Origin of the sequence: Microcoleus sp. B7-D4 (genome assembly GCF_036705125.1) — a bacterium.
In the GTDB taxonomy this organism is placed as follows: Bacteria; Cyanobacteriota; Cyanobacteriia; order Cyanobacteriales; family Microcoleaceae; genus Microcoleus.
Window position 1 is genome coordinate 120,844 of sequence record NZ_JAUBTT010000001.1, and the last position, 19,262, is coordinate 140,105.

Below are 19,262 nucleotides of genomic sequence, written 5' to 3' on the forward strand. Positions count from 1 at the left end.
CCTAAAGCCTAAAGCCGTCATGCCGTATTCTAGTAACCTAACGGACTCCGAATGGTTTATCTTAGAACCTCTACTACATCAAATATTACCGATTAAAAAGCAAACTCGACCACCCAACTGGACAAAAAGAGAAATCCTGGATGGCATATTCTATCAACTCAAAAATGGTGGCAATTGGGAAGATTTACCAAAAGATTTACCACCCTACTCAACTGTATATTGGTATTACAAACAGTGGCGGTCAGAAGGAGCGATCGAAGAATTGATGAAAGCCTTACATTCTCAAGTACGCGAACAAGTCAAAAAAAACCGAAGTGGACTACGTTAATCATGATTGACTCACAAGCCGTGAAAAATACCTGTAATGCCAGTATTGCATCAAAAGGGTATTGTTTTTATAAATCCACCAATGGTATTAAAAGGCATCTAGCTGTTGACACGCTTGGTTTTCCCTTTTTTACTCACTGCACGAAAGCTAGCTTATCAGATGATGCAGGTTTAATTGAAATGTTAAGCAAAAACATCGATTATTTCAAATCTAAACCAGTTAATATCCCCAAAATCACCATCTTGCTAGACAACGGATATCACCCCGAACATCTGACAATTGAGTTGCAGAAGATTTATCCAAAAATTATGACTAAAATCAAGTTTGAACTTTCAAAAAAACCCTCGAAAGTAGAAAAAGAAGCACAGGGGAAGTTGGGATTTGTTCCGGTGAGAGCCAGATGGATAATTGAACGGTCAAATGCTTGGATGGAAAGGTGCAAAATACTCATCAAAAACTTTGAGAGAACTTTAGATAATGCAACAGCCAAGGTTAATGTTTGTTTTATTAGGCTGATGGTTAAAAGGCTTGCAGCTTAAAAGATATCAAATGGGTTCTATAAAAGCGATGGTTAATCCAGATATGCAAGAACCATCTTTAATTCCTCAAATTTAGACCTGAATCCTTACTCGTTAACTGTCCGGAGTATTTTTACGATTGAATTAAATTTACTTGAAGGTAATAAATACCTTCCTTAATTTGACGAGGCTGAAAGTTGAAAAAATTGTCAAAAAGCGGGCTAAGAATGGTTGAGTTGCGCTACCTCAACTTTTGTGCTGCTCAATCTCAAATCAAAAATTGGCTAACCGTCCAAAAGGATCGCTCCAAACGGGCTAATAAAAACCACTGATTGTGGTGATGTCAAATAAAAAGCATAGTCCCTAAGATGGCGTGTAAAGCACACTTCGGAGCACCGAATATAATGCCAAGAGTCAAGAAAATATCAAATCCGAATGTCATCCTGAGCATAGATTTTGGCGGTTTATCAACTCGCGCCTTTTACCGTAAGGGTTCAGAGATGCTGGCTCATTCATTAGTAATGGAATCCCAAGTCGGCACTATCAGCCAAGACACAGCCAATGCCTTCACGAAACCTAATTTAGCCTCGGCAGCCCCCGAAAATATTGCCTGGGTTGCCATCGGGGATGAATGCCGCGCTGTAGGCTACCTAGCAGCTTCCCAATTCAACGCTCACATCGGCTTAGCCGGACTCAAGTACAGTACAGCCTTGTACAAAGCACTAGCAGCTTTGTGGGTAGCCTCTTGCAAACTAGATTTAGGCAATCAATTCAGCGCAGCGCTCTCCGTCTTCTTACCTCCAGGCGAGTTCAACGACTCCCAACAGTTTTTTACACTGCTCAGACAAGCTGCTAACGCCTTTGAAACGCCTTCCGGTACGATGCAAGTAACGCTAGACAAAACCCAGGCGCTTCAAGAAGGAGGCGGTATTTGTATTGCTTACAACAGCAAACTGGGAGCAGCTTTCAAGCACCAAGTAACAGCTTTCGTAATGGTAGGTTTTCGCAATGCCTCCGTCATCGTTTCAGCACGGGGAGCCGTAGGCAAAGGCAAAACCTCCGATTTAGGCATGGTGCGGTGCTGCGAGCTAGTCCAAGAGCGCACCTCTGGCTACGATTTATCTCGTTTAGCAACAGCCATAGCTACATCAGGCGATCGCTTTAACCGCCCTCCCTTCTACCGCATTGCTCGCAACCATGACGCAGGAGCGCGGGACACTGAAGTTGACCGTTTGGTTGAAGCAGTGAAACTGGCAAGAAGAGACTACGCTCGAATCCTCACCAGTTGGCTAGATGAAGTGCTGCCACCCGATCTAGATGAAATTGTGTTCTGTGGCGGTACTTGCGGTTATCTGGAGCCGGAATTGAGAGCATATGCCCGCGTTGCCTACTCTTGGCACGCCGGGATTACAGTACCACCCAACCTAGACCCTCAAGGCTTGGGATATCGGTTAGCGGACTTATGGGGGCTATGGAGCTATTTCAGTTCTCTATTCGCTACAACTTCCGACTCTGGGAATCACAAAGTGAATTTAGCATTGGATGCCACTAACAGCGTTCAATCGGAAAACAAGCAAGACAATGATTACTTAGAGGTTGCTGATACCGACTGTTCTAGCGATCGCGCATTCGGACAAACCTTACCTACTCCTGTAACAGAAAATGAGCACTCTAGCCTACCGCTTTTAAGTGTTCAGAGCGTAAGAGAAGCCGAAGTTTCGGCAGTAGCAGGCCCCTATCGATCGCCAAAGTTCAAGGAGCGTAACTGGGGAGAAGTAGCCGTAGTGCGATCGCCTATCGTGGGACAGTCTAGCACAGCAGTAGAGGAGGAGAGACATGGCTAAAGAGCGAGTAACCTATTACCTGCGGTGTCAGCCCTACATTGATTCTCCCGAGGGCATTTTAGTGAACTATCTATTACACCATCCCGTGTACGACTCAAAGCGAGTAGCATTTGACGCATTTGAGGCATTTTGGAAAGCTTTGGCGTATCAGGCGCAAGGTGCAAGTTCAGAAGAAGAAGTGCGGATACTGGGCTGGGACTGTATCAATTCTTTGCTCAATCAAGTTGATTACATTCGCGCTCGCCTCGAACTCGAAGGTTCGCAACTTGGAGCCTTACTCGTTTCTCGCGGGTGCGCTCACCTCCCGGGCTACCTTCCCAGTTTTGTACCAAGTACAGGTTTAACTACAGCAAGCGAGTCATTTCCCTCTAAACCATCTCGTCAATCTTCAAGAGCGCCACAAGCTATCAGTTCGAGTTTAGAACTAGAACAGGTGACAGACTCAGAATTTGACCCCAGCGAGGGTGACACAGTAAATCTAGCAGGATTCGATCCAGCCATGTTAGGGCCTACCTTTAGTTAGGGACTAGGGACTAGGGAAAGAAGGGAATAAAATAAGCGGGCTTCGCGGCTCGACTGAGCATCACCGAACCTCACCGAAGTCCGAACGGTTTGGTGGAAATCAAAAAGTCCTAACCGACGAAAGCAGTTGCTATACCTTGTCCAAGATTGCTATTTACGAGCAACATTGTGGAGATTTTTTATGACTAATACGATTCATTTAGTTGATGGAGAAATTGGTGGTGTTGGTAAGTCTATGTGGAGTTGCCTTCTCGTAGAGTACAACAACAAGTACGACTTTCTTTATACCCTAATCGATGGCGATGCTGGCAATCCCAACGTGCAGCAGCGCTATCCAGAGTCCGCGAAGATTATTACTTTGGCGGAAGATGAAGAAAACTTTGAGGCAGACATCATTTTCGAGACAGCTTTGCAGGCTCCTGTCATTGTCAATTTACCGGCTCGTGTTTCTTCTATCATAGATGGCTGGATTGAGACGGCTGGTTTGTTAACTGCTTCTTTTAAAGAAAAGTCAGGGATAGATGTTTGCAAGTGGTTTTTGTGCAGTGGGCGTGCTGATAGTATCGAGATGTTTTTGGAATCAGTTAACCGCTTTCAAGGCCGACTGAAGCACATTTTAGTCCGCAATTTTGGGGTGTGCAAAGATTGGTCTCACCTCAGCAGCCATAAAAACCTAAATAAGCTGCTTGAAGAACACAGCATTTTAGTTGTTGACTTGCCTAAACTCAGTGCTTTAGAACGAAGGTTGCTCGACACTAATAAAAGCCTGTCTCTAACAGGTGCGCTATCACATCCCAGCTTTCATTTACTCAACCAACAGCGAATGTACACTTTTCTAGAAAATACTTGTGATGCAATTGAGGCAACAAGAATTTTCAATCAAGCTCCCTATCGACCTAATCTAAAAAGTGAGAATCGTTCACGGTCAGTAGTGGTACAAGATATTAAGAAACAGCCATCAGATGAAGCTGTGTTAGATACCGAGGAACATCAGTCGGCAGGAGCCGTACCAGATTCTACCACTTGAACTGAGAAACTATTGACAGAGTTTGACCGCGCCGTAAGCATCGCCCCTTCAGGAGTCGAGAGGGGTGGGAGTGTCACTGTAATTTCAGGGATTATGAGAGGAACTTATGTCAGATGATGCAACCGGAGTTAGCGATAGAAAGATTGAAAAATTGGCAGAAGTTGAGCTTAATCATGATTTTTCAGAGAAGACTGTAGAGCGTTTAGTAAATGATGAGAATTTGGAGGGTCAAGATGAAGAAGATGAAAATAGTGACTCATATTTGTGGCAGCAAATAGACCAGGAGCTAACCCCTCCTAAAACTTCTGCGGGAGATAACTTATTCAAATTAGCTGCACCGCCTGCTTTTGAGCATGAGCGTGAGTCTCTTATTAGTCAGGTACTCAAGGGCAAAAGTGCTGAATTTCGTTCCGAAGTTATTAACAATGCTTACCGCTACGGTTTGGATAAAAATGACCCTTTGTTTATTGTGCTTCTAGCAACGGGTCAGCTTGAATTGCTCCTCGAAAAAAAGCCTCAAGAAATCGATAGGTTTTTCAAAACTTGGGAGTCAAAATGGCAAACGGAATTGAAAGACTCTGAAGCTGTTATCTCTCAAGAACTAGAGCAAGTACGGCAGCTAATTGATAACTGGGAACAGGATAGCCGGGAGTTTTTAGAACGACAGGGTAAAGCAGCAGTCAACGTACAGCACCGAAAGATTGCTAGTTCAGTTAAAACGTTAGTTCAGCAAGCTGCTTTAGAGAAAGTTGCTCACGATATTTGGTCAGTAATTTTTGGAAGTGCGGCCGTGTTAGGAGCAATAGCTATCGGCGTGTTTATCGGGTTGGCTATTCCCAAATTTGTGACCGCACCACCCCTCGATCCAAAAGGGCCTCGCCAGCTAACTCTCAAAGAAGCTGTGGCAATGAATTGGGGGTTGAGTGCTGAAGGACAATTTGCAATGAAAAATGCAGAAGCTATCAAGTGGGCTATGAGTAGTGAGGGAAAATATGCTCAACAATTTATGAGTTGGAATCAAGCTTTGTTGAGTGAAAAAAATGGAAAAATGTTGTGTGAAAGTGAGGTGAATCGATTGGGAGTGACGCTAACTGTAGAAGGTAAAGCGGCGACAGATGGCTTCTGTACTTTATGGACGAGAAATCCCAAAGAGCGAGTTTTTGCTCCCTAATGAAGGGGAAGGGGAAGGGGAAGGGGAAGGGAAGGAAAAACGCAGGTTATTGTTAGCTTTTATTAAAGAAAGAAAAGCAAAAATCTATCTTCCCTTCCCCTTCCCCCTCTCCCTTCCCCTTCGTTCTGTATCGCGTTTCAATCTGTTCCAAATATTGCATTTCACAAGGTGTGTGAGCGACACGCTGTTCGAGCAAATTCAAAATTTCTACCTCAAATGGGTCGAGGTTCCCTGATTCAAAGAGCAGGGAGATGCGATCGCAAATTTCTTGAAGTCCCGGTTGATTTTCGAGCGGTACAACAGTGAGAGCCGAGTGCTTGAAGGTGTATAACTGCATGGTAATGGTAGGCATGTGTCGCATCCACACAGTGGCAGTTTTCTCGCCCACTGACTGAATGCGCCCCAATCGGCCGTTAACGTCCTGGCGATCGGGCGCGTACACCTCTACTAAGGAACCAATTTTGAGCGTTAGGTGATGAGCGATGGTAGGTTGCTTTTCAGGCTTTACCGAAGGGCACCGCCCCTGTAAAGTTTTGGCAACTTGAGCCGGACGACTGCGAGCATCCGAAGCCAAAGCAAGAACTTCCTTCTTTGTCAGCCCAGCAGAGCGGGTCAGTATTTTCCACTTCACTTCGTCTCCTCCAATAGAACTGAGGGCATCCACAGCTTGAGTAAATTTGGCATCCCGGTAAATCGTCCTAGGGGAAGCTTTGAACCGTTCTCCCAACTCTCGTGCTGTTTTGTCTGTCAAGCTGCCATTTTGACAGCTTGCTTTTTCTGAAACTGTTTTGTCTGTCAAGTGGTCATTTTGACAGCTTGCCTCCTCTGGCGCTGTTTCATCTGTCAAACTGTCATTTTGACAGTTTGCCAAACGCTTGCCCCCGTGAGATTGCTTGGTTAGCTCGTACCACGTGCCGCGCAGGTAACTAACAGATTCGGGTGTCAGGTTGCGACGCCCTAGTTGGTTGCCAATCATCCAAACCTTGACTGCATTCCGGCTATCGAAAGACATCTCTACAGTTTGGTAGGGGATGCTATGTGCGACACATATGCTGTACCTGTTGTGACCGTCAATAAGAATACCCTCTTGAGCCCAGACTACTAGCGGGTTGAGACATCCTACCTCCAGAATACTGGCTTGCAGGGCTGCTTTTTCGCCCTTACTTAGGGGAGGGATGAGGGATTGGAATTCAGAGTCTATCCGCAGTTCTTCCGCAACGGAGGAGGTGTACACACCAACACCCCCTGGCAAAACGATTAACGGTTGTTGCTCTTGATAGTCGGCTTCTGATTGCATTTGACGCATTCCTGACTCGCTTGTCTCATGCCAGTCGCGCCCGCGCTGACTATTGTACGCAGCTTATGGCTAGGCGCGGGCTGAATTTTCGTTGAATTATTCAACGATAACATAGCGACTGTCGAAAACCGTCAAGAAAATGCGAAAATAGTTGAAAAAGGGAAACGTTATCGACGCTATGCCACCTAGTAAAGGAATCCAGCCTCATCCCAACTCGTTAGCCAATCTCAACCGCTCAGGCGGACAACCTCGCTATGAAGAACCCAAGAAGCAAAGAAATATCCAGGTAACGTCGGTAGGGTGGGAAGGAATTCGCGCGATCGCGATCGAACGAGGATTGAGCCTCAACGAATTGATCGAACAGATTGGCAGGGGTCTGATTCCCCTTGGCGGTGAAAAAAGTAACTAATCGCCCGATATGGAAAGGGAGGTTGGATCAATAAAACTTTCTATCAATTCGTTACTAGAAGTTTTATTGAAATAAAGCACTAATTGGGTTTATTGAAATAAAGCACTAATTTAGTCGTTGCTTCTCCGAGCATTCTAACTAGCTTTCAAAATTTGCTTAATTAGGGAGACAACTTGCTGCGGTCGATGCTCAAAGTGCTTCTTGATTTGAAATTTTAACGAATCTGCTGGCACATCTTTTTTGTTGAGTTTAAGGCGAATATGCTCACTTCGTGGGAGAGTGGAATTGAGCGCTCGAATAACGGTACGGCATTGTCGAAGAGTGAGGCTATCGACTTGAATTAAGGGTAAATTTAATGGGTCGGTATCGAGTTGAATATTAGAAGCAAATTCGGCTTTAACTTGTAGCGAAGAGGTGAGGCGCTGTTCTTCTGTTGGTTTTTGAGTTGCTGCACATTCAGCAACAGCAGGAAAGGAAGCAATTTCATTGAGAAGAGGCACCAAATTTTGGGCAATTTTTGCTGTGATTTGTTCAGAATCATTCATCCGCTTCGATGCTAACAGCGTAGCGATATAGTGAACAATTAAGCCACCGTAACCAAAAATTACCACAGTTTCAATTGTGAGGGTGAGAAAATGCTGAATAGGTTCGTACATGATTATAATTTGCAAGTGGAACATCTCTCAAACGCGCTCGCGTTTAATATCAAAGCTTTTTAACAAAAACAGTTATTTAATTTATTGCAAAACGGTTTTACGCTGACTTATTGAGCAACCTACATTCTCGGATAAAACCAATTAACCATAACTTACGGTTTGTAACTGTGTTGCAAAGGTTTAAGATTATTCGCATTACTTGCGGAAGCTTTCCTACGTTCGATGGTAAACTCCGTCAAGGGTTCAGAATGACATAATCAAGTTATTACTCCATAAGTGCTATTAACTAAATCCTTGTGAGAATGCGCTCATAAATGTCGCAAATCGAACTGATGCGGTGGGTGGGCGGGCAAATAAAATCCTGCTTGGAGCAGGATTTTATCCCCTTTATCGGGGGTCGTCATTGATTACTTGACAAAATCATCAATCTCTTCATTATCGTCAGTTGCCTTTTTCTTATGAGAAGCTTTGACTGCCGATTCGATATAACGGAAGTGCAAGTCAATCACTGCTTGCTCAGATGAAAGCCAGTAAACGTTGCTCAAGATTTCTTCAAGCATCTCGTCAGCCGAGTAGCCTTCATATTGCTTGTTAAACCAAGTATTGAACGCTTCCCAGTCAAGAGCCTTACCTTTCTGCAACTGTCGTTGTTTGGCACGTCCCGTTAACTCGCGGGCAACGTGCAAAAACATCTCGAAGCGCTGTTCTTCAAGAGTTTCTGCAAATTGCTTTTGCATCGGAGTTGGAGCGGATTTGCGATTAGCCATGATTAAGCCTCAAGCGTGTTTTTTCTTCACAACTAAAGCGACGGCAGTCTGCTAATTACAATTAATTCAAAAAAATTAGTGGGTGGGTGAGTGGGTAAAATTAAATTCACAACCAAGGTTCAATTTTCCTTGATTGTGAATTTGTTGGGTATGCTTCCCAGAGCGCCCTGATTCGGACGGTGGCGACAATCATTACCCAGCATCGCGATTCGTGGAAAAGGCCTCGATAGAGGCAAAAAAATGCTCTGCTTTTTCAGCAGAGCTTTCTAATCAAACTTTAGCAATTATTCGTCGTCTTCCTCAAATTCTTCGTCTTCGTCTAAACTAAAATCATCCTCCTCATCGTCATCATCCTCATCCTCATCGCCTTCGGAGTCTTCGTCATCCTCATCAATTTCATCGAGTATGTCATCAATTTCATCATCTTCATCATCGAGTTCGTCGTCCTCATCGAGTTCTTCAGTATCTTCTTCAGAGGATTTAGCTAACTCGTTGCGACGCTTTAAGCTTTGAGCATTGAACTCCATTAAATCGGCAATGGCAGCTTGCGGGTTGTCAGCAATTGTATCGTAAAGTTGGCTCATCGCTAAGGCAACAACTTCGACATCATACTTGAGTTCATCGGGTCGGCCAACTAGCTTGGGAAACACAGTATTGTTCCACTCTTGCCAGTCGAACTTTTTACCATTGCCATTACCGTTGCGCTTATTCAACTGAGCTTGAATATCCAATCCCAGTTTTTCGCGAACTGCGTGGCCAACCTTTGTCGAAATACGGCTATCGCGACGCTGAATTGTCACACCGTACTTCTTATGAATTGTATTCCGAATCTGTTTGACTAGCTCGACAGCAAGTTGCTCAGGGCTGAGGTTAGATTGAGGTTTTGATTTTGCTCCATTGTTAATGCTAACTGTTTTACTGTTTTGCTTTTCAGGCGGTTGAGATTTGGCAGGCACTGGGGAATGAGAGCGAATGGGAGTGGCTGCGGTTTGCTTTTTACTTGTGACCATGATTGACAATTTAACTTGCATAACATCAATTTATTAGTGCCGTTAGGCACAATTACCCCCTCCAATTGAGGGGGAGAACTTCGCTCATTAGCAGGACGCTAAATTTTAATTATGTTAGTTAAATTTTTATGTTAAACATCCTCAGTTTAGTTGTATAAACTCATGAAAATTTTCACTATTTCGTCTAATTTAATAGTCCCTCAAACTCCAATATTTGCCCTCGAATATTACAGTGCCGATCGCCAAAAAATATTGTCATCATTTCATCAGTACGCCAATGAGTGTGGTTTACCTGTTTATTATTGGAATCCTGGCTATGCAACTCTTCAACAGGTGCGGTGTTTAGATAAACATCTCCCGACTTTAGGTTGTCATTCAGATAGGACAAGCGTTTCAGATATTTCCCAGATGTATAATAGTGAATGCGTCTTATGTAAAACTGAGCTATCTGTCGAGAGTGATGTCCTGCAATTTCTGCTGGAAAATGACTGTCCCGGTATCTTTTTGTTAGAGGATATTTTGGAGTCAGACAGTACCGAACAGCCTCTTATCCGCCGTTATTCTCAATTGGCTAACGCATTCTTTGACTTGAAAGGGCGTTGGGCCAACCAATATTGGGTACTGCTGGGCGAGTACATCCAATTGCCATCAAAGCTAAGTCCATTAATTCCTCTACTCAAATGTCCGTTACCCGATCGTTTTGAAGTCGAAGTTCTTGTAGATAATTTTTGCGATCGCAATTGTTCCCTTGATTTTGGTTCAGATGCGGTAGCTGCTAAAAAACGGCTGGCTGTTTCTAGTCTAGGGCTGCCACAGGCTGAAATTGAATTAGTGTTAGATCGATCGCTCTCTATGACTGCTTCAGTTGTCCAAATCGCACAGTTGGTATTGGAGCATAAAATATCGCAACTTCGAGACCAGGGGTTGGAGTTCATTGCTTCTCCCGACGTGCCTCATGCTGGCGGTTTAGATTTATTAGACGCTTATTTGAGCGAAGTCGTAAAGCTGTCAGAAGCTGATGCCAAGAAATATCACCTCAGACCTCCCAAAGGAATGCTGCTGTGGGGACCGCCGGGGACGGGCAAAAGTTTGAGTGCAAAGCTAGCTGCTAAGAAACTAGGTTATGCGCTTTTAGCAGCAAGTTGGGGCAATATTCTAGGTTCTTCTAATCCAGATCGCGCTCTCAACAAAATGCTGGATACAGCTGATAATTTGGGCGGCTGCGTGCTGTTTTTTGACGATTTTGACAAGGGTTTTTCTGGCTGGGAATCTAATGCTGATGGCGGTGTAGCTAGGCGGCTGTCGCAGAAATTGCTCACCTGGATGCAGGAGCATGAAAGCCCCGTGTTAATGTTAGCTACTGTTAACCGCTTAGAAATGCTGCCGGCTGAACTTATCCGCAGATTTGACGACGGCGGAATCTGGTTTGTGGATTTGCCCCACAGCGGCGCTCGCTATGAGATTTTCAATTTGCATTTGGCTAAGTATTTCCCAGATCAGTTTGGGGAAGGAAAAGAGAATCTTTGGAGCGACAGGCAGTGGTATTCATTACTATCTGATTATGCCGGAGCAACGAGTGCTGAAATTGCGATCGCAGTAAAGCGCTGTGCTGAACGAGCCTATTGTGAAGGGCGACCTGGTTCGATTGAATTAGCCCATTTGCGTTATCAGAGAACTCAGTTTGTGCTGTCGTCTGAGCGTTCTTCTGAAGATATCCAGGGGATTCGTAATAAAGCGTCCTTTGCTCGACCTGCAACTGGTCGCGATCGCTCTTTGTTTGCAGCAGGAGAACAAGAATTGTTTGAGTACCGGCCACCTGCTTACGATCCAATTTGATTAAGGATTAGACTCTCCGTTTAGTGATATTGAAATGTCAAACCGGGATACAGGCTGGATACACCGTTCTAGTAGAATCGTCCAGCCTGTATCTCGGTTTAATAATAACCAGTACATCCGGTTAACAACAGATGCACTGGTTATCGTATAAGCTAAGACTTAACTTGGACGTGGTAGCCGCAATTTTCAAGGCATAGTTTGACTCCCTGCCAAGTTAATCCAGTTTCTGCTTCAAGCGGAACCGTTAAAGCATTGGTCGTGTAGCCGCGATCGCCCTCCTGCCTGATAACGCTATATTCAGCTTGTTGCAGCATAGCAATGGCATATTTTGATAGTTTACCAACAATATTTGCGGCTTTGTTGCTAACTGTGAGAATTACATTCATTTTGATTTGAACTCAAATCTTCACTTGCACCACAACAATCGTTGTTTATGGGTGGGAGGTTGGGTAATATCAAATTTGCTTACATCGGAATTAGTCCTCTTTTTCTCTTTCTCTGCGTTCTCTGTGCCTCTGCGGTTTTTTAATGATTAAATGTAACCAAAAACGAGATCAAAAATCGTCGCCCCTTAATCTATTACCCTCCCCAACTTTCAATCACATTAATTTCTACTTGGCAAGGAATCGGAGAAAGAAACTTATTCCCGGCTCTCACCATACATTTTTCAAGCATTGCTTTAACTGACGACACTTTTTCAAAAGGACACTCGATTAAAATTTCATCGTGAACGACACAAACCAGTCTCGCTCCCGTGTAACTTAGAGGCTTAAACAATAGAGCAAGAGCGAGTTTAGTAATGTCAGCACTCATTCCTTGAATCGGGTTATTTAGCATCTCATTAAGCAACGGTTTAGTATCTTTTGACCATAATCTCCTTCTGCCTAAAACGGTGCGACTTTCTCGAATACCTCGGCTCCATGCACTCCGAACTTTGGCGTGAAATTGTTTGATACCTGTATAGGATTCAAAGAACTTCTTACGAAAGTACGAAGCTTGTTCCAGCGTTAAAATGACTCCATGCTCTGCTTGAGCCATAAGCTTAAATTTCCTAACTCCCATGCCATAAATTAAACCGAAGTTAATAATTTTGCCGAGTTGTCTATCTTCGATAGTAATTTCAGCTAAAAGTTTTCCCAACACCAAGGAAGCTGTCAAAGAATGCAAATCTTCTCCTTGAGAGTAAGCTTTCACCATCCTAATATCCCCTGACACTTTCGCCATAATTCGCAGTTCAATCTGGCTGTAATCGGCTTTAAGTAAGACGTAAGCGGGTGCAGCTTTAAAACACTGCCGGGTTTCTTTATCTCTGGGGATATTTGTTAAATTTGGCTTTCGACAACTAAACCGCCCTGACCGAGCACCAATCTGAAACCAATTAGGATGAATGCGCCCTGTAATGGGGTGAATCTGTTCAGCTAAACCCAGAGCAAAAGTGTTGATACGAGCTGATAAGCTGCGGTATTCTAAGAGTGCTTGAATAACGGGATACTCGCCCTGCAAAGGAATTAAATATTGAGAATTAGTGGAAGTAACAGGAATGCCTTTCTCTTGCAAAGCCGCTAAGACTTGTTTCGGAGAACGAGGATTAATTGTATCCGTAAATTCCGGTAACAAAGAGATTTGTTTGTGAGGGTTAGGTCGATGGAGTTGTGAATTAATTTCTCTTGAAAGAGAATCGCGCTTAGTCGCGAGTTTCTCTCCTAAAATACCCCACTGTTCTCTATCTAAAAGCATCCCGTTAAGTTCCATAGAAGCCACCGCAGGCAAACAGGCAAATTCTAGTTTCGCAGTCTGCCAAAGTTCTGCTGAATAAAGCTGGCGGTGAAGTACCTCACATAGTGGTAGTAAAATTGCAGCATCAGTAGCAGCATATTGCAGTTGAGTTCTACTCAGTTCTCCCGACCAGTCGCTAACCTGCTGTGCTTTGTCTAGCTTCACTTTCAGCAATTTATCAGCAACAGCTTCCAGGGAAGAAGTGCGTTTGAGTCCGGCTGTCAACACCCGGTAAGCCAGATAAGTATCAAAAAAAGGCTTGGATGGTGAAAGCCCAGCCCTAGTCAGCATCAGCCAGTCAAACTTGAGGTTATGTCCAACTTTGAGGGCATTTCCGGCTAACAGGGAGCGCAGGGGGCCGAGATCGGTGGGCGCGATCGCAAAGAGATCGACGATCGCTACTGGCATATCGGGAATAGCAAGCTGTACGAGGCGAACTTTAGCTCGGTATGGGTCAATTCCAAAAGCGGTTTCGCAGTCGAGTCCAAAGCATGAAGCCTGTTGAAATGGTTTAAGAGCTAATTCTAATTCTGAACCACTATTTAACAGTTGATAAGGAGTTTGAACTAGGTTAAGTTTCATTTGAGGGGGAGGGGGAAGGGGAAGGTTAAGAGAAAGGGAGGGAGAAGGGGAGAAGGGGAGAGGGGAGAGGGTGAGGAAAAATAAGTTATTTAGGGAAGGGAAAGGGGAAGGAAAAATCCAGTTTATTGTTAGTTTTTATTGAAGAAATAAAAGTGAAAATTTATCCTTCCTTACTTCGACTGGGTTCAGCAACCATCCCCTTCCCCTTCCCCTTATTTTTTAGCAATTACTAACCACGATTCGACAGTAACAGGTCTTAATGTTCCCCAAAAAGCTTCTAGGGGCAGTTCAATTAGTTGGGCATCAATTTGATTTAACCATCCCCTAAACCCTCTCGCCTTGGAACATTCGCTATGCTTGTGAGAAGCGCTGACAACTGAAATCAATCGCCCACCGGGTGCGAGAAATAGATCGAAAGCTCGTCTAATAATTGTTAAGTCAACTCCTCTTTTTAATGGACTAAATGAAAAAGGAGGATTGGCTACTAATACTCGATAGAGACGCTGGGGTTCAGTTTTCATAAAATCTGATCCAACCAAATTAAATCCTTGCTGAAATAAAATTTGTTGCAGCAAAGGATTAATTTCAATGACATCAACAACGGCTCCAGCAGATTGCAATTTTCTAGCAACAGCGCCTTCTCCGGCTGTCGGATCTAACGCTACAATGCCCGGAGTGACTTGAGCATATTTTAACATTTCTTCTAAAACAAATTCTGATGATGGAAACCACGAATAAGGTGGATTAGTTAATAGTTTCTCGTACAGGTTTGGAGGATGGATAGGTAAAGAATTCATAATCCCAGGAGTAGTTAATAGTTTGTTGGCAACCGCAATCGACAGCAAGCTATTGCTAAAGAAGGTTGTTGTTTACAGTTAAACCTATCCCCCTCCATTAGGATCGATCCAGTTGAGGTATTAAAGATTGTCGATTGTGGTGATGGCATTAGTTTTATCGTTAATTTAGGCTAGAAGTGTTTTCTAGTTTCATGTATTGTTATGAACCCTAATTACTCAGACGAATCCACATCAAGCTACAACACTTCTGGCTACCAGTCAGAGGGCTATGAATCAGCCGGCTATTCACTACCTCAGAAATCTCAACAAGGTAATTTTGAAGACGGCTATCAAGAAAATGTGTACGACGAGTCTAATCTAGCCGATCATGCTTGGACAGACACAGCATCTCATCCCAATCCACAGTTAGAGCTAGAAATTTAACAGTTGGGAGTGGGAAGGGCAGCTTTATGACACTCATAACATAGGCAACCCAACCTTCCCACTTATAGCAGTTTTCAATTGGGTAGGTACTGCTTTTAATTAGCAATTAGCAATTAGCAATTAGCAACTACCCTGTTATCAGGCAACTGAAAACCGCTCTACTTATTGGAACTGCCAATGCTATGAAAGTGCTAAATAATGTTCGCTTTGACCTGAATAAGTTAATTTGGCTCTTAATAACAGCTACAGCAATTGGGTTAATTTCTGTTGCACTAGCACTGGAATTCCCAGGGATTGCTAATGCTTCTGAGTTAAATTCCTTACCAGTTCGGATCTGGGAAATTCCTGGTAATGACCAACAAAAGTCTGCTACAAGAGTTTTATTGCCTGACTGGAGCCAAATTACTTTTAGCAACTTACCACCAGTTTCTAATTCATCTAGTTGGGGAGGCCGGAGTTGGTCACAAGGCAACACTCCTGACCAAATCTTGCAACTCGGAGACCTCAGCGAAGCTCTCAAACCAGAAATTCTTTCTCTTGAAAGCATTGAACAGTTAGCAACAGGAGGAACAAACCTAGAAAATATCTCTCTAGCAGCATTTCCACTCTTGGGCAGACAAAAGGTAGAGAAGCTCATCCAAATTGTGCCGAATTTAAGCTCTTTCAAATTGAAAGAAGTTGCCCCTCTTGCATCTTTAGCTTCTCAAACTTCGCTCATAAATACCTCTAATGCTGGCGAACTCCCGCTCAGTCAAGTTATGTCTAAATTTCCCCAGTTTGCAGAAGCTTCTCTCAAACAAATCGACCTTTCTGGGTTCTCTTTAACGGACATTCCCTCTTTGTCAAGTGTCAATTTAGAGCAGTTTGAGGGATGGATATCAGAGCGGATTGCTGACATTCCCTTACTCAATCAAGTGCCTTTGAGCAGTTTCCCAATTCCTGTGGGAGAACTGGGTTTAACTGCGATGCGAATTGACATGATCTATGGCACGGCTGAAAGTAAGCGCTCTAATACAATCTCAGGTTCTAACGTAGAAGGATTTGCGGTAGCGTGCGAGAAAGATTGCGCTTACATTGAACTTGATGACTTAGAAAACAGCGGTCGCAAGCTTGCATCAAAACTGGAAGGGAAGCAGTGGATTAGCGGTAAATATCAGGAAGTGCAAGGCGGTTCTGGCTGTTTGGCTGGTTGGGAGCCAACGGGTCGGCATCCCTTTGGAGATGCGTTTAAAGTAGTAGTAATGGAGCCATCAGAAACCAGCGATACTGTTGACACGGCTCTGTACTTCAGGTTTAGTTTGCCTTGTGGGAAATCGCCTTACATTATTGGCCCATTTCCGTTCTTGTCCTACCAAACAAATTCCCCTATCTTTGTTGGCAAAGTGGAGGGGGGTGCTTCTAACAGTATTTCTCGCCCTACTGATGCTGTATCCTCACCTAAACTTTCCCAACCAAAAGGCTCAAATCAACAGCCGTCTCAGCTTAAACAAAACCGTCTGCCCACAAAGAAGGCCATTCCCGAATCAAAGGGAGATTGCGTCCAACCTGCCACCTACATTAACAATGTTGATGTGGCTGCTTTATCCGAGGCGATCGCCAATTTGGAAAGTGCAGGTAGTGGTGACTACGAAGCAATCGGTACCGCTACCTGTGCAGATGGCGATCGCAACTGCGGGCGGGCATTCGGTCGCTATCAATTGATGAGCTACCGGGAAGATGTGCAGGAGGCGATCGCTTCTGTACCTGGGGGTGCGGAGTTCCTCAAGAAAGTTAATAGTGGCACCCAGCCTACTTCTGAGGAGCTTTTTCAATATTTTCCCCCAGCGGTTCAAGATCGGGTTTTGCAAAATTCTCTGGCTGAGAGTGTAGTTGGCACGCAGCAGGAAATTGACCCGAAAACTAGGCAGTTATTCAGTGGCGATCGCTTAATTGAACGAGTGGCACAAAAGCACTTTGGGGGTTCTGGTAGCAAGGTGGATGCCAGCTACTCGGACATTTTAGGAGGCTACTCGCTTAAGCAGTACGGAGAAAAAGTCAAAACGCTTTACAACTATAACCGCAACAATAGCAGTTGCATTTCGAGTTCTATCAGCAACCACTCTGGCGGTGAGACATGGACTTGGCGTACTCGTTGGTTGCCAATAGCCGCGACTATCAGCATGGTTTTAGGGTCAATACAGTTCTTTAGGGGAGAATTTTCAGTACGCCAGTTCAAATCATTCCTACTACAAGCCATTTTGGGTTTAGCAGTAGCAATAGCGGCAACTACACTCACTCATTGAATTTATTAGCATTTGAATAGAGGAAAATATGCAAGAGTTGAATGAACAGGTAGTCAAATACAGTCAACCCCCAGCTTGGTTGAATCGGGCTGGCTATTGGTTTCGCATTGGTTTAACAGTTTTTATTGGCTTAGCAATGCTATTGGGTACGGCTGCTTGCAGTGCGAGTAGTGATACAACTTTGTCTCAGTTGTCCTGGGAGAAAGCTAGTGGAATTGCTCCCGCAGAAATTTTGAGCGAGATTGTACAGTCTCATAGCAGTATTTTGGAGCCAAAAGAAGCGATCGCCACTATGCGTGTCCAACAAGTGACGGGTAAGAAAGGTCAACTGAATTTGTACGACTTTAACAATTCTAAGCTGTGTGGCAAGATGGGCTGTCTTTACGTTGGCTACTTAATTCCTAATGATAAAAATCAGGCTCAGAGCGAAGTTTTCACAGCTTACCTTAACCCCAATATTGCCCCAAAAACAGCTTTATTTGAAGTTGAAAGAGGCGAACAAGGTGACGTGGAATTGCCCTGTTTACTGGTCAACCAACTCGTAAAAAAAAGCCAACGCAGGCTGAAGTTTTGCTATAATGGGCTTGTCTATCAATTGACATAGAAAAGGGGAATGCGGAGTGCAGAGTATCGCACAGTTTTTGATTACCAACGACGACAGGATAAGAGTTTGAGAAAAATTACCACCAAGAGCCAATTAACCCTTGTAGTCATTTTCCCCAAACTTTCCGAAGTATTGATTGAAGAAAGGAAAGCTAAAATTATCTTTCCTTCCCCTTCCCTCTGTTCTTCAAAACTTAATCAAGGTCAGTTTCTCCATCCACCTCAATTTGAACCTCTGTCGGTTCTTCAAAGTCATCCAATTCGTCTAGTTCTGTATCAAATTCTGACTCAACTTGTGCTATTTTACGAGGTAGCTTGGATTGACTTTTCGCTTGACCTTTACGGTGGTCTGAATTTTTACTTAAAGCAGGCAACACCTGAACTTTAAGGGATGCTGAACGTTCTGGTTGGTTATCAGTATCAGCCGCTAAAGCTGGTAATTGAGCTTCTCCAGCTTCAAGAAAGCCACCAATGCTATTGTGTAAATTCCAAACCTCTTTTTTCTGCTTCGGCTTACCGAGATATAGTTTAGGCAAATTCGCCTGAGTTGGCTTAGTAATGCTGTAAGTTTTGCAGCAGAACGATTTATTTTTGCCTTCCCCTTCTTTGATAGCTCGGAAGTGAACATTCAAAACTCCTAATGAGCGCCATCGGTCATTTTTGCCACTGTATTCTACCTCAAAGTAATCAGCAAATGCCCTTTCTAAGTTGCGGTAAAACTCTTCTCTAGCACTCTTAAAGCTCCAAAGAGATACATTTTTGAACCGCACTACTATGGGGGATTTGTGCAATGGTAAATTCTGGGAATTTAAGAAAATGAGAGCGTGTTCTGAACAGACTTCCTGCATCTTTTTGTTGAAACTATGGCGGTATTCGTCATACAATCCAACAAATGCACCAGCTAATTCACCATTTTCTTCAATATCCTTGTATCGAATGTACTCTGGCATAAAAGCTAATACCAAAATTTTCACTTTTTGGAGCAGCAATCCTGTCACTTCTTCAGTTAACTCAACTGTTGTTAAGTCTGATTCAGACGGGATGGAGTACCACTCAGCTTTGATGAGTTGGTCAGTAGGAATTAAGATGCCAGCAGGGTTGTCATTGATGACAATACCGTAGGGTAAAGACGGTTTGCGTGCTTGATTGTATCCACTGCCGAATAGTTCTGGGTCAACTTGATATGCTTCAGAAGTTGTGTTTTCTTGAGTAGCTTCCTTTGCACTTTTAGGTGTTGATATTTTAGTCTTTGTTTGGGGTGTGGCGTTATTAGTTCTGACCATTATTTACTTATTTGAGTCGTTATCAACCCTTCATAGGCGATAGCCGTTCTTTTAATGTAGAAGGGGAAGGGGAAGGAAGGATACAGCAGATTGCAGGTTTGTAGATGACAGCTTAGTAGCAATAAAAGCTA

19 protein-coding genes are annotated in these 19,262 nt (G+C 43.8%); 11 read left to right on the forward strand and 8 right to left on the reverse strand.

Annotated features, from left to right (window positions below):
- Nucleotides 1-19: 19 nt before the first annotated feature.
- The 6 genes from QUB12_RS00495 to QUB12_RS00520 all read left to right on the forward strand — a co-directional run bounded on the left by QUB12_RS00495 (nt 20) and on the right by QUB12_RS00520 (nt 5,410).
- Nucleotides 20-328 (forward strand): transposase, encoded by a 309-nt coding sequence (locus tag QUB12_RS00495; RefSeq protein WP_333304913.1) that lies wholly within the window; start codon nt 20-22, stop codon nt 326-328.
- Nucleotides 329-330: 2 nt separating this feature from the next.
- Complete coding sequence (locus tag QUB12_RS00500; RefSeq protein WP_333304915.1) at nt 331-867, forward strand: transposase; 537 nt, start codon at nt 331-333, stop codon at nt 865-867.
- A 383-nt stretch (nt 868-1,250) separates the two neighbouring features.
- Nucleotides 1,251-2,690 (forward strand): ParM/StbA family protein, encoded by a 1,440-nt coding sequence (locus QUB12_RS00505; protein ID WP_333304917.1) that lies wholly within the window; start codon nt 1,251-1,253, stop codon nt 2,688-2,690.
- Entirely contained in the window at nt 2,683-3,213 is a 531-nt protein-coding gene (locus tag QUB12_RS00510; RefSeq protein WP_333304920.1) for a hypothetical protein, read from the forward strand. Before QUB12_RS00505 ends, QUB12_RS00510 begins: the two co-directional genes overlap by 8 nt.
- A gap of 180 nt (nt 3,214-3,393) precedes the next feature.
- The gene (locus QUB12_RS00515) at nt 3,394-4,239 is read left to right on the forward strand and encodes a mobilization protein MobD-like protein (RefSeq protein WP_333304923.1); all 846 of its coding nucleotides are present in this window, start codon (nt 3,394-3,396) and stop codon (nt 4,237-4,239) included.
- Between the two features lie 106 nt (nt 4,240-4,345).
- A complete protein-coding gene (locus QUB12_RS00520) occupies nt 4,346-5,410 on the forward strand; it encodes a DUF6753 family protein (RefSeq protein WP_333304925.1) in 1,065 nt (354 codons plus the stop codon).
- 52 nt (nt 5,411-5,462) lie between these two features.
- Here QUB12_RS00520 and QUB12_RS00525 read toward each other — a convergent pair whose 3' ends face one another.
- Nucleotides 5,463-6,707 (reverse strand): hypothetical protein, encoded by a 1,245-nt coding sequence (locus QUB12_RS00525; RefSeq protein WP_333304927.1) that lies wholly within the window; start codon nt 6,705-6,707, stop codon nt 5,463-5,465.
- A 178-nt stretch (nt 6,708-6,885) separates the two neighbouring features.
- Here QUB12_RS00525 and QUB12_RS00530 point away from each other — a divergent pair, with 178 nt between their 5' ends.
- Nucleotides 6,886-7,116 carry a hypothetical protein gene (locus QUB12_RS00530; RefSeq protein WP_333279652.1) on the forward strand — a complete coding sequence of 77 codons (231 nt, stop codon included), beginning with the start codon at nt 6,886-6,888 and terminating at the stop codon, nt 7,114-7,116.
- A gap of 134 nt (nt 7,117-7,250) precedes the next feature.
- On the opposite strand, the gene QUB12_RS00535 is transcribed toward QUB12_RS00530, so the two are convergent.
- The 3 genes from QUB12_RS00535 to QUB12_RS00545 form a co-directional block, all read right to left on the reverse strand.
- Nucleotides 7,251-7,772 (reverse strand): hypothetical protein, encoded by a 522-nt coding sequence (locus QUB12_RS00535; RefSeq protein WP_333304929.1) that lies wholly within the window; start codon nt 7,770-7,772, stop codon nt 7,251-7,253.
- Nucleotides 7,773-8,179: 407 nt separating this feature from the next.
- Complete coding sequence (locus tag QUB12_RS00540; protein WP_015179737.1) at nt 8,180-8,539, reverse strand: hypothetical protein; 360 nt, start codon at nt 8,537-8,539, stop codon at nt 8,180-8,182.
- A 284-nt stretch (nt 8,540-8,823) separates the two neighbouring features.
- Nucleotides 8,824-9,549 (reverse strand): hypothetical protein, encoded by a 726-nt coding sequence (locus tag QUB12_RS00545; RefSeq protein WP_333304931.1) that lies wholly within the window; start codon nt 9,547-9,549, stop codon nt 8,824-8,826.
- A gap of 162 nt (nt 9,550-9,711) precedes the next feature.
- Between QUB12_RS00545 and QUB12_RS00550 the strand changes: the two genes are divergently transcribed.
- Complete coding sequence (locus QUB12_RS00550) at nt 9,712-11,385, forward strand: AAA family ATPase (RefSeq protein WP_333304933.1); 1,674 nt, start codon at nt 9,712-9,714, stop codon at nt 11,383-11,385.
- A 152-nt stretch (nt 11,386-11,537) separates the two neighbouring features.
- Here the strand turns inward: QUB12_RS00550 and QUB12_RS00555 are convergent, their stop codons facing one another.
- From QUB12_RS00555 to QUB12_RS00565, 3 genes are all read right to left on the reverse strand, one after another.
- On the reverse strand, nt 11,538-11,771 hold the full coding sequence (locus QUB12_RS00555) for a hypothetical protein (RefSeq protein ID WP_333195861.1): 234 nt from the start codon (nt 11,769-11,771) through the stop codon (nt 11,538-11,540).
- Between the two features lie 193 nt (nt 11,772-11,964).
- The gene (locus tag QUB12_RS00560) at nt 11,965-13,743 is read right to left on the reverse strand and encodes a bifunctional 3'-5' exonuclease/DNA polymerase (protein ID WP_333304935.1); all 1,779 of its coding nucleotides are present in this window, start codon (nt 13,741-13,743) and stop codon (nt 11,965-11,967) included.
- 212 nt (nt 13,744-13,955) lie between these two features.
- Nucleotides 13,956-14,540, reverse strand: coding sequence for a class I SAM-dependent methyltransferase (locus tag QUB12_RS00565; RefSeq protein ID WP_333304939.1), 585 nt, complete (start codon nt 14,538-14,540; stop codon nt 13,956-13,958).
- A gap of 201 nt (nt 14,541-14,741) precedes the next feature.
- Here QUB12_RS00565 and QUB12_RS00570 point away from each other — a divergent pair, with 201 nt between their 5' ends.
- The 3 genes from QUB12_RS00570 to QUB12_RS00580 all read left to right on the forward strand — a co-directional run bounded on the left by QUB12_RS00570 (nt 14,742) and on the right by QUB12_RS00580 (nt 17,849).
- A complete protein-coding gene (locus QUB12_RS00570) occupies nt 14,742-14,963 on the forward strand; it encodes a hypothetical protein (RefSeq protein WP_333195856.1) in 222 nt (73 codons plus the stop codon).
- Between the two features lie 182 nt (nt 14,964-15,145).
- Nucleotides 15,146-17,245 carry a hypothetical protein gene (locus QUB12_RS00575; protein WP_333195855.1) on the forward strand — a complete coding sequence of 700 codons (2,100 nt, stop codon included), beginning with the start codon at nt 15,146-15,148 and terminating at the stop codon, nt 17,243-17,245.
- 28 nt (nt 17,246-17,273) lie between these two features.
- Nucleotides 17,274-17,849, forward strand: a complete 576-nt coding sequence (locus QUB12_RS00580; RefSeq protein ID WP_333195854.1) for a hypothetical protein — start codon at nt 17,274-17,276, stop codon at nt 17,847-17,849.
- A 193-nt stretch (nt 17,850-18,042) separates the two neighbouring features.
- Here QUB12_RS00580 and QUB12_RS00585 read toward each other — a convergent pair whose 3' ends face one another.
- Nucleotides 18,043-19,131, reverse strand: coding sequence for a DUF5895 domain-containing protein (locus QUB12_RS00585; RefSeq protein ID WP_333304942.1), 1,089 nt, complete (start codon nt 19,129-19,131; stop codon nt 18,043-18,045).
- Nucleotides 19,132-19,262: the final 131 nt, after the last annotated feature.

Coding starts and splice junctions, on each gene's coding strand:
- QUB12_RS00495 (WP_333304913.1), top strand. CDS start 20: ATGCCGTATTCTAGTAACCTAACGGACTCCGAATGGTTTATCTTAGAA.
- QUB12_RS00500 (WP_333304915.1), top strand. CDS start 331: ATGATTGACTCACAAGCCGTGAAAAATACCTGTAATGCCAGTATTGCA.
- QUB12_RS00505 (WP_333304917.1), top strand. CDS start 1,251: ATGCCAAGAGTCAAGAAAATATCAAATCCGAATGTCATCCTGAGCATA.
- QUB12_RS00510 (WP_333304920.1), top strand. CDS start 2,683: ATGGCTAAAGAGCGAGTAACCTATTACCTGCGGTGTCAGCCCTACATT.
- QUB12_RS00515 (WP_333304923.1), top strand. CDS start 3,394: ATGACTAATACGATTCATTTAGTTGATGGAGAAATTGGTGGTGTTGGT.
- QUB12_RS00520 (WP_333304925.1), top strand. CDS start 4,346: ATGTCAGATGATGCAACCGGAGTTAGCGATAGAAAGATTGAAAAATTG.
- QUB12_RS00525 (WP_333304927.1), bottom strand. CDS start 6,707: ATGCAATCAGAAGCCGACTATCAAGAGCAACAACCGTTAATCGTTTTG.
- QUB12_RS00530 (WP_333279652.1), top strand. CDS start 6,886: ATGCCACCTAGTAAAGGAATCCAGCCTCATCCCAACTCGTTAGCCAAT.
- QUB12_RS00535 (WP_333304929.1), bottom strand. CDS start 7,772: ATGTACGAACCTATTCAGCATTTTCTCACCCTCACAATTGAAACTGTG.
- QUB12_RS00540 (WP_015179737.1), bottom strand. CDS start 8,539: ATGGCTAATCGCAAATCCGCTCCAACTCCGATGCAAAAGCAATTTGCA.
- QUB12_RS00545 (WP_333304931.1), bottom strand. CDS start 9,549: ATGGTCACAAGTAAAAAGCAAACCGCAGCCACTCCCATTCGCTCTCAT.
- QUB12_RS00550 (WP_333304933.1), top strand. CDS start 9,712: ATGAAAATTTTCACTATTTCGTCTAATTTAATAGTCCCTCAAACTCCA.
- QUB12_RS00555 (WP_333195861.1), bottom strand. CDS start 11,771: ATGAATGTAATTCTCACAGTTAGCAACAAAGCCGCAAATATTGTTGGT.
- QUB12_RS00560 (WP_333304935.1), bottom strand. CDS start 13,743: ATGAAACTTAACCTAGTTCAAACTCCTTATCAACTGTTAAATAGTGGT.
- QUB12_RS00565 (WP_333304939.1), bottom strand. CDS start 14,540: ATGAATTCTTTACCTATCCATCCTCCAAACCTGTACGAGAAACTATTA.
- QUB12_RS00570 (WP_333195856.1), top strand. CDS start 14,742: ATGAACCCTAATTACTCAGACGAATCCACATCAAGCTACAACACTTCT.
- QUB12_RS00575 (WP_333195855.1), top strand. CDS start 15,146: ATGAAAGTGCTAAATAATGTTCGCTTTGACCTGAATAAGTTAATTTGG.
- QUB12_RS00580 (WP_333195854.1), top strand. CDS start 17,274: ATGCAAGAGTTGAATGAACAGGTAGTCAAATACAGTCAACCCCCAGCT.
- QUB12_RS00585 (WP_333304942.1), bottom strand. CDS start 19,131: ATGGTCAGAACTAATAACGCCACACCCCAAACAAAGACTAAAATATCA.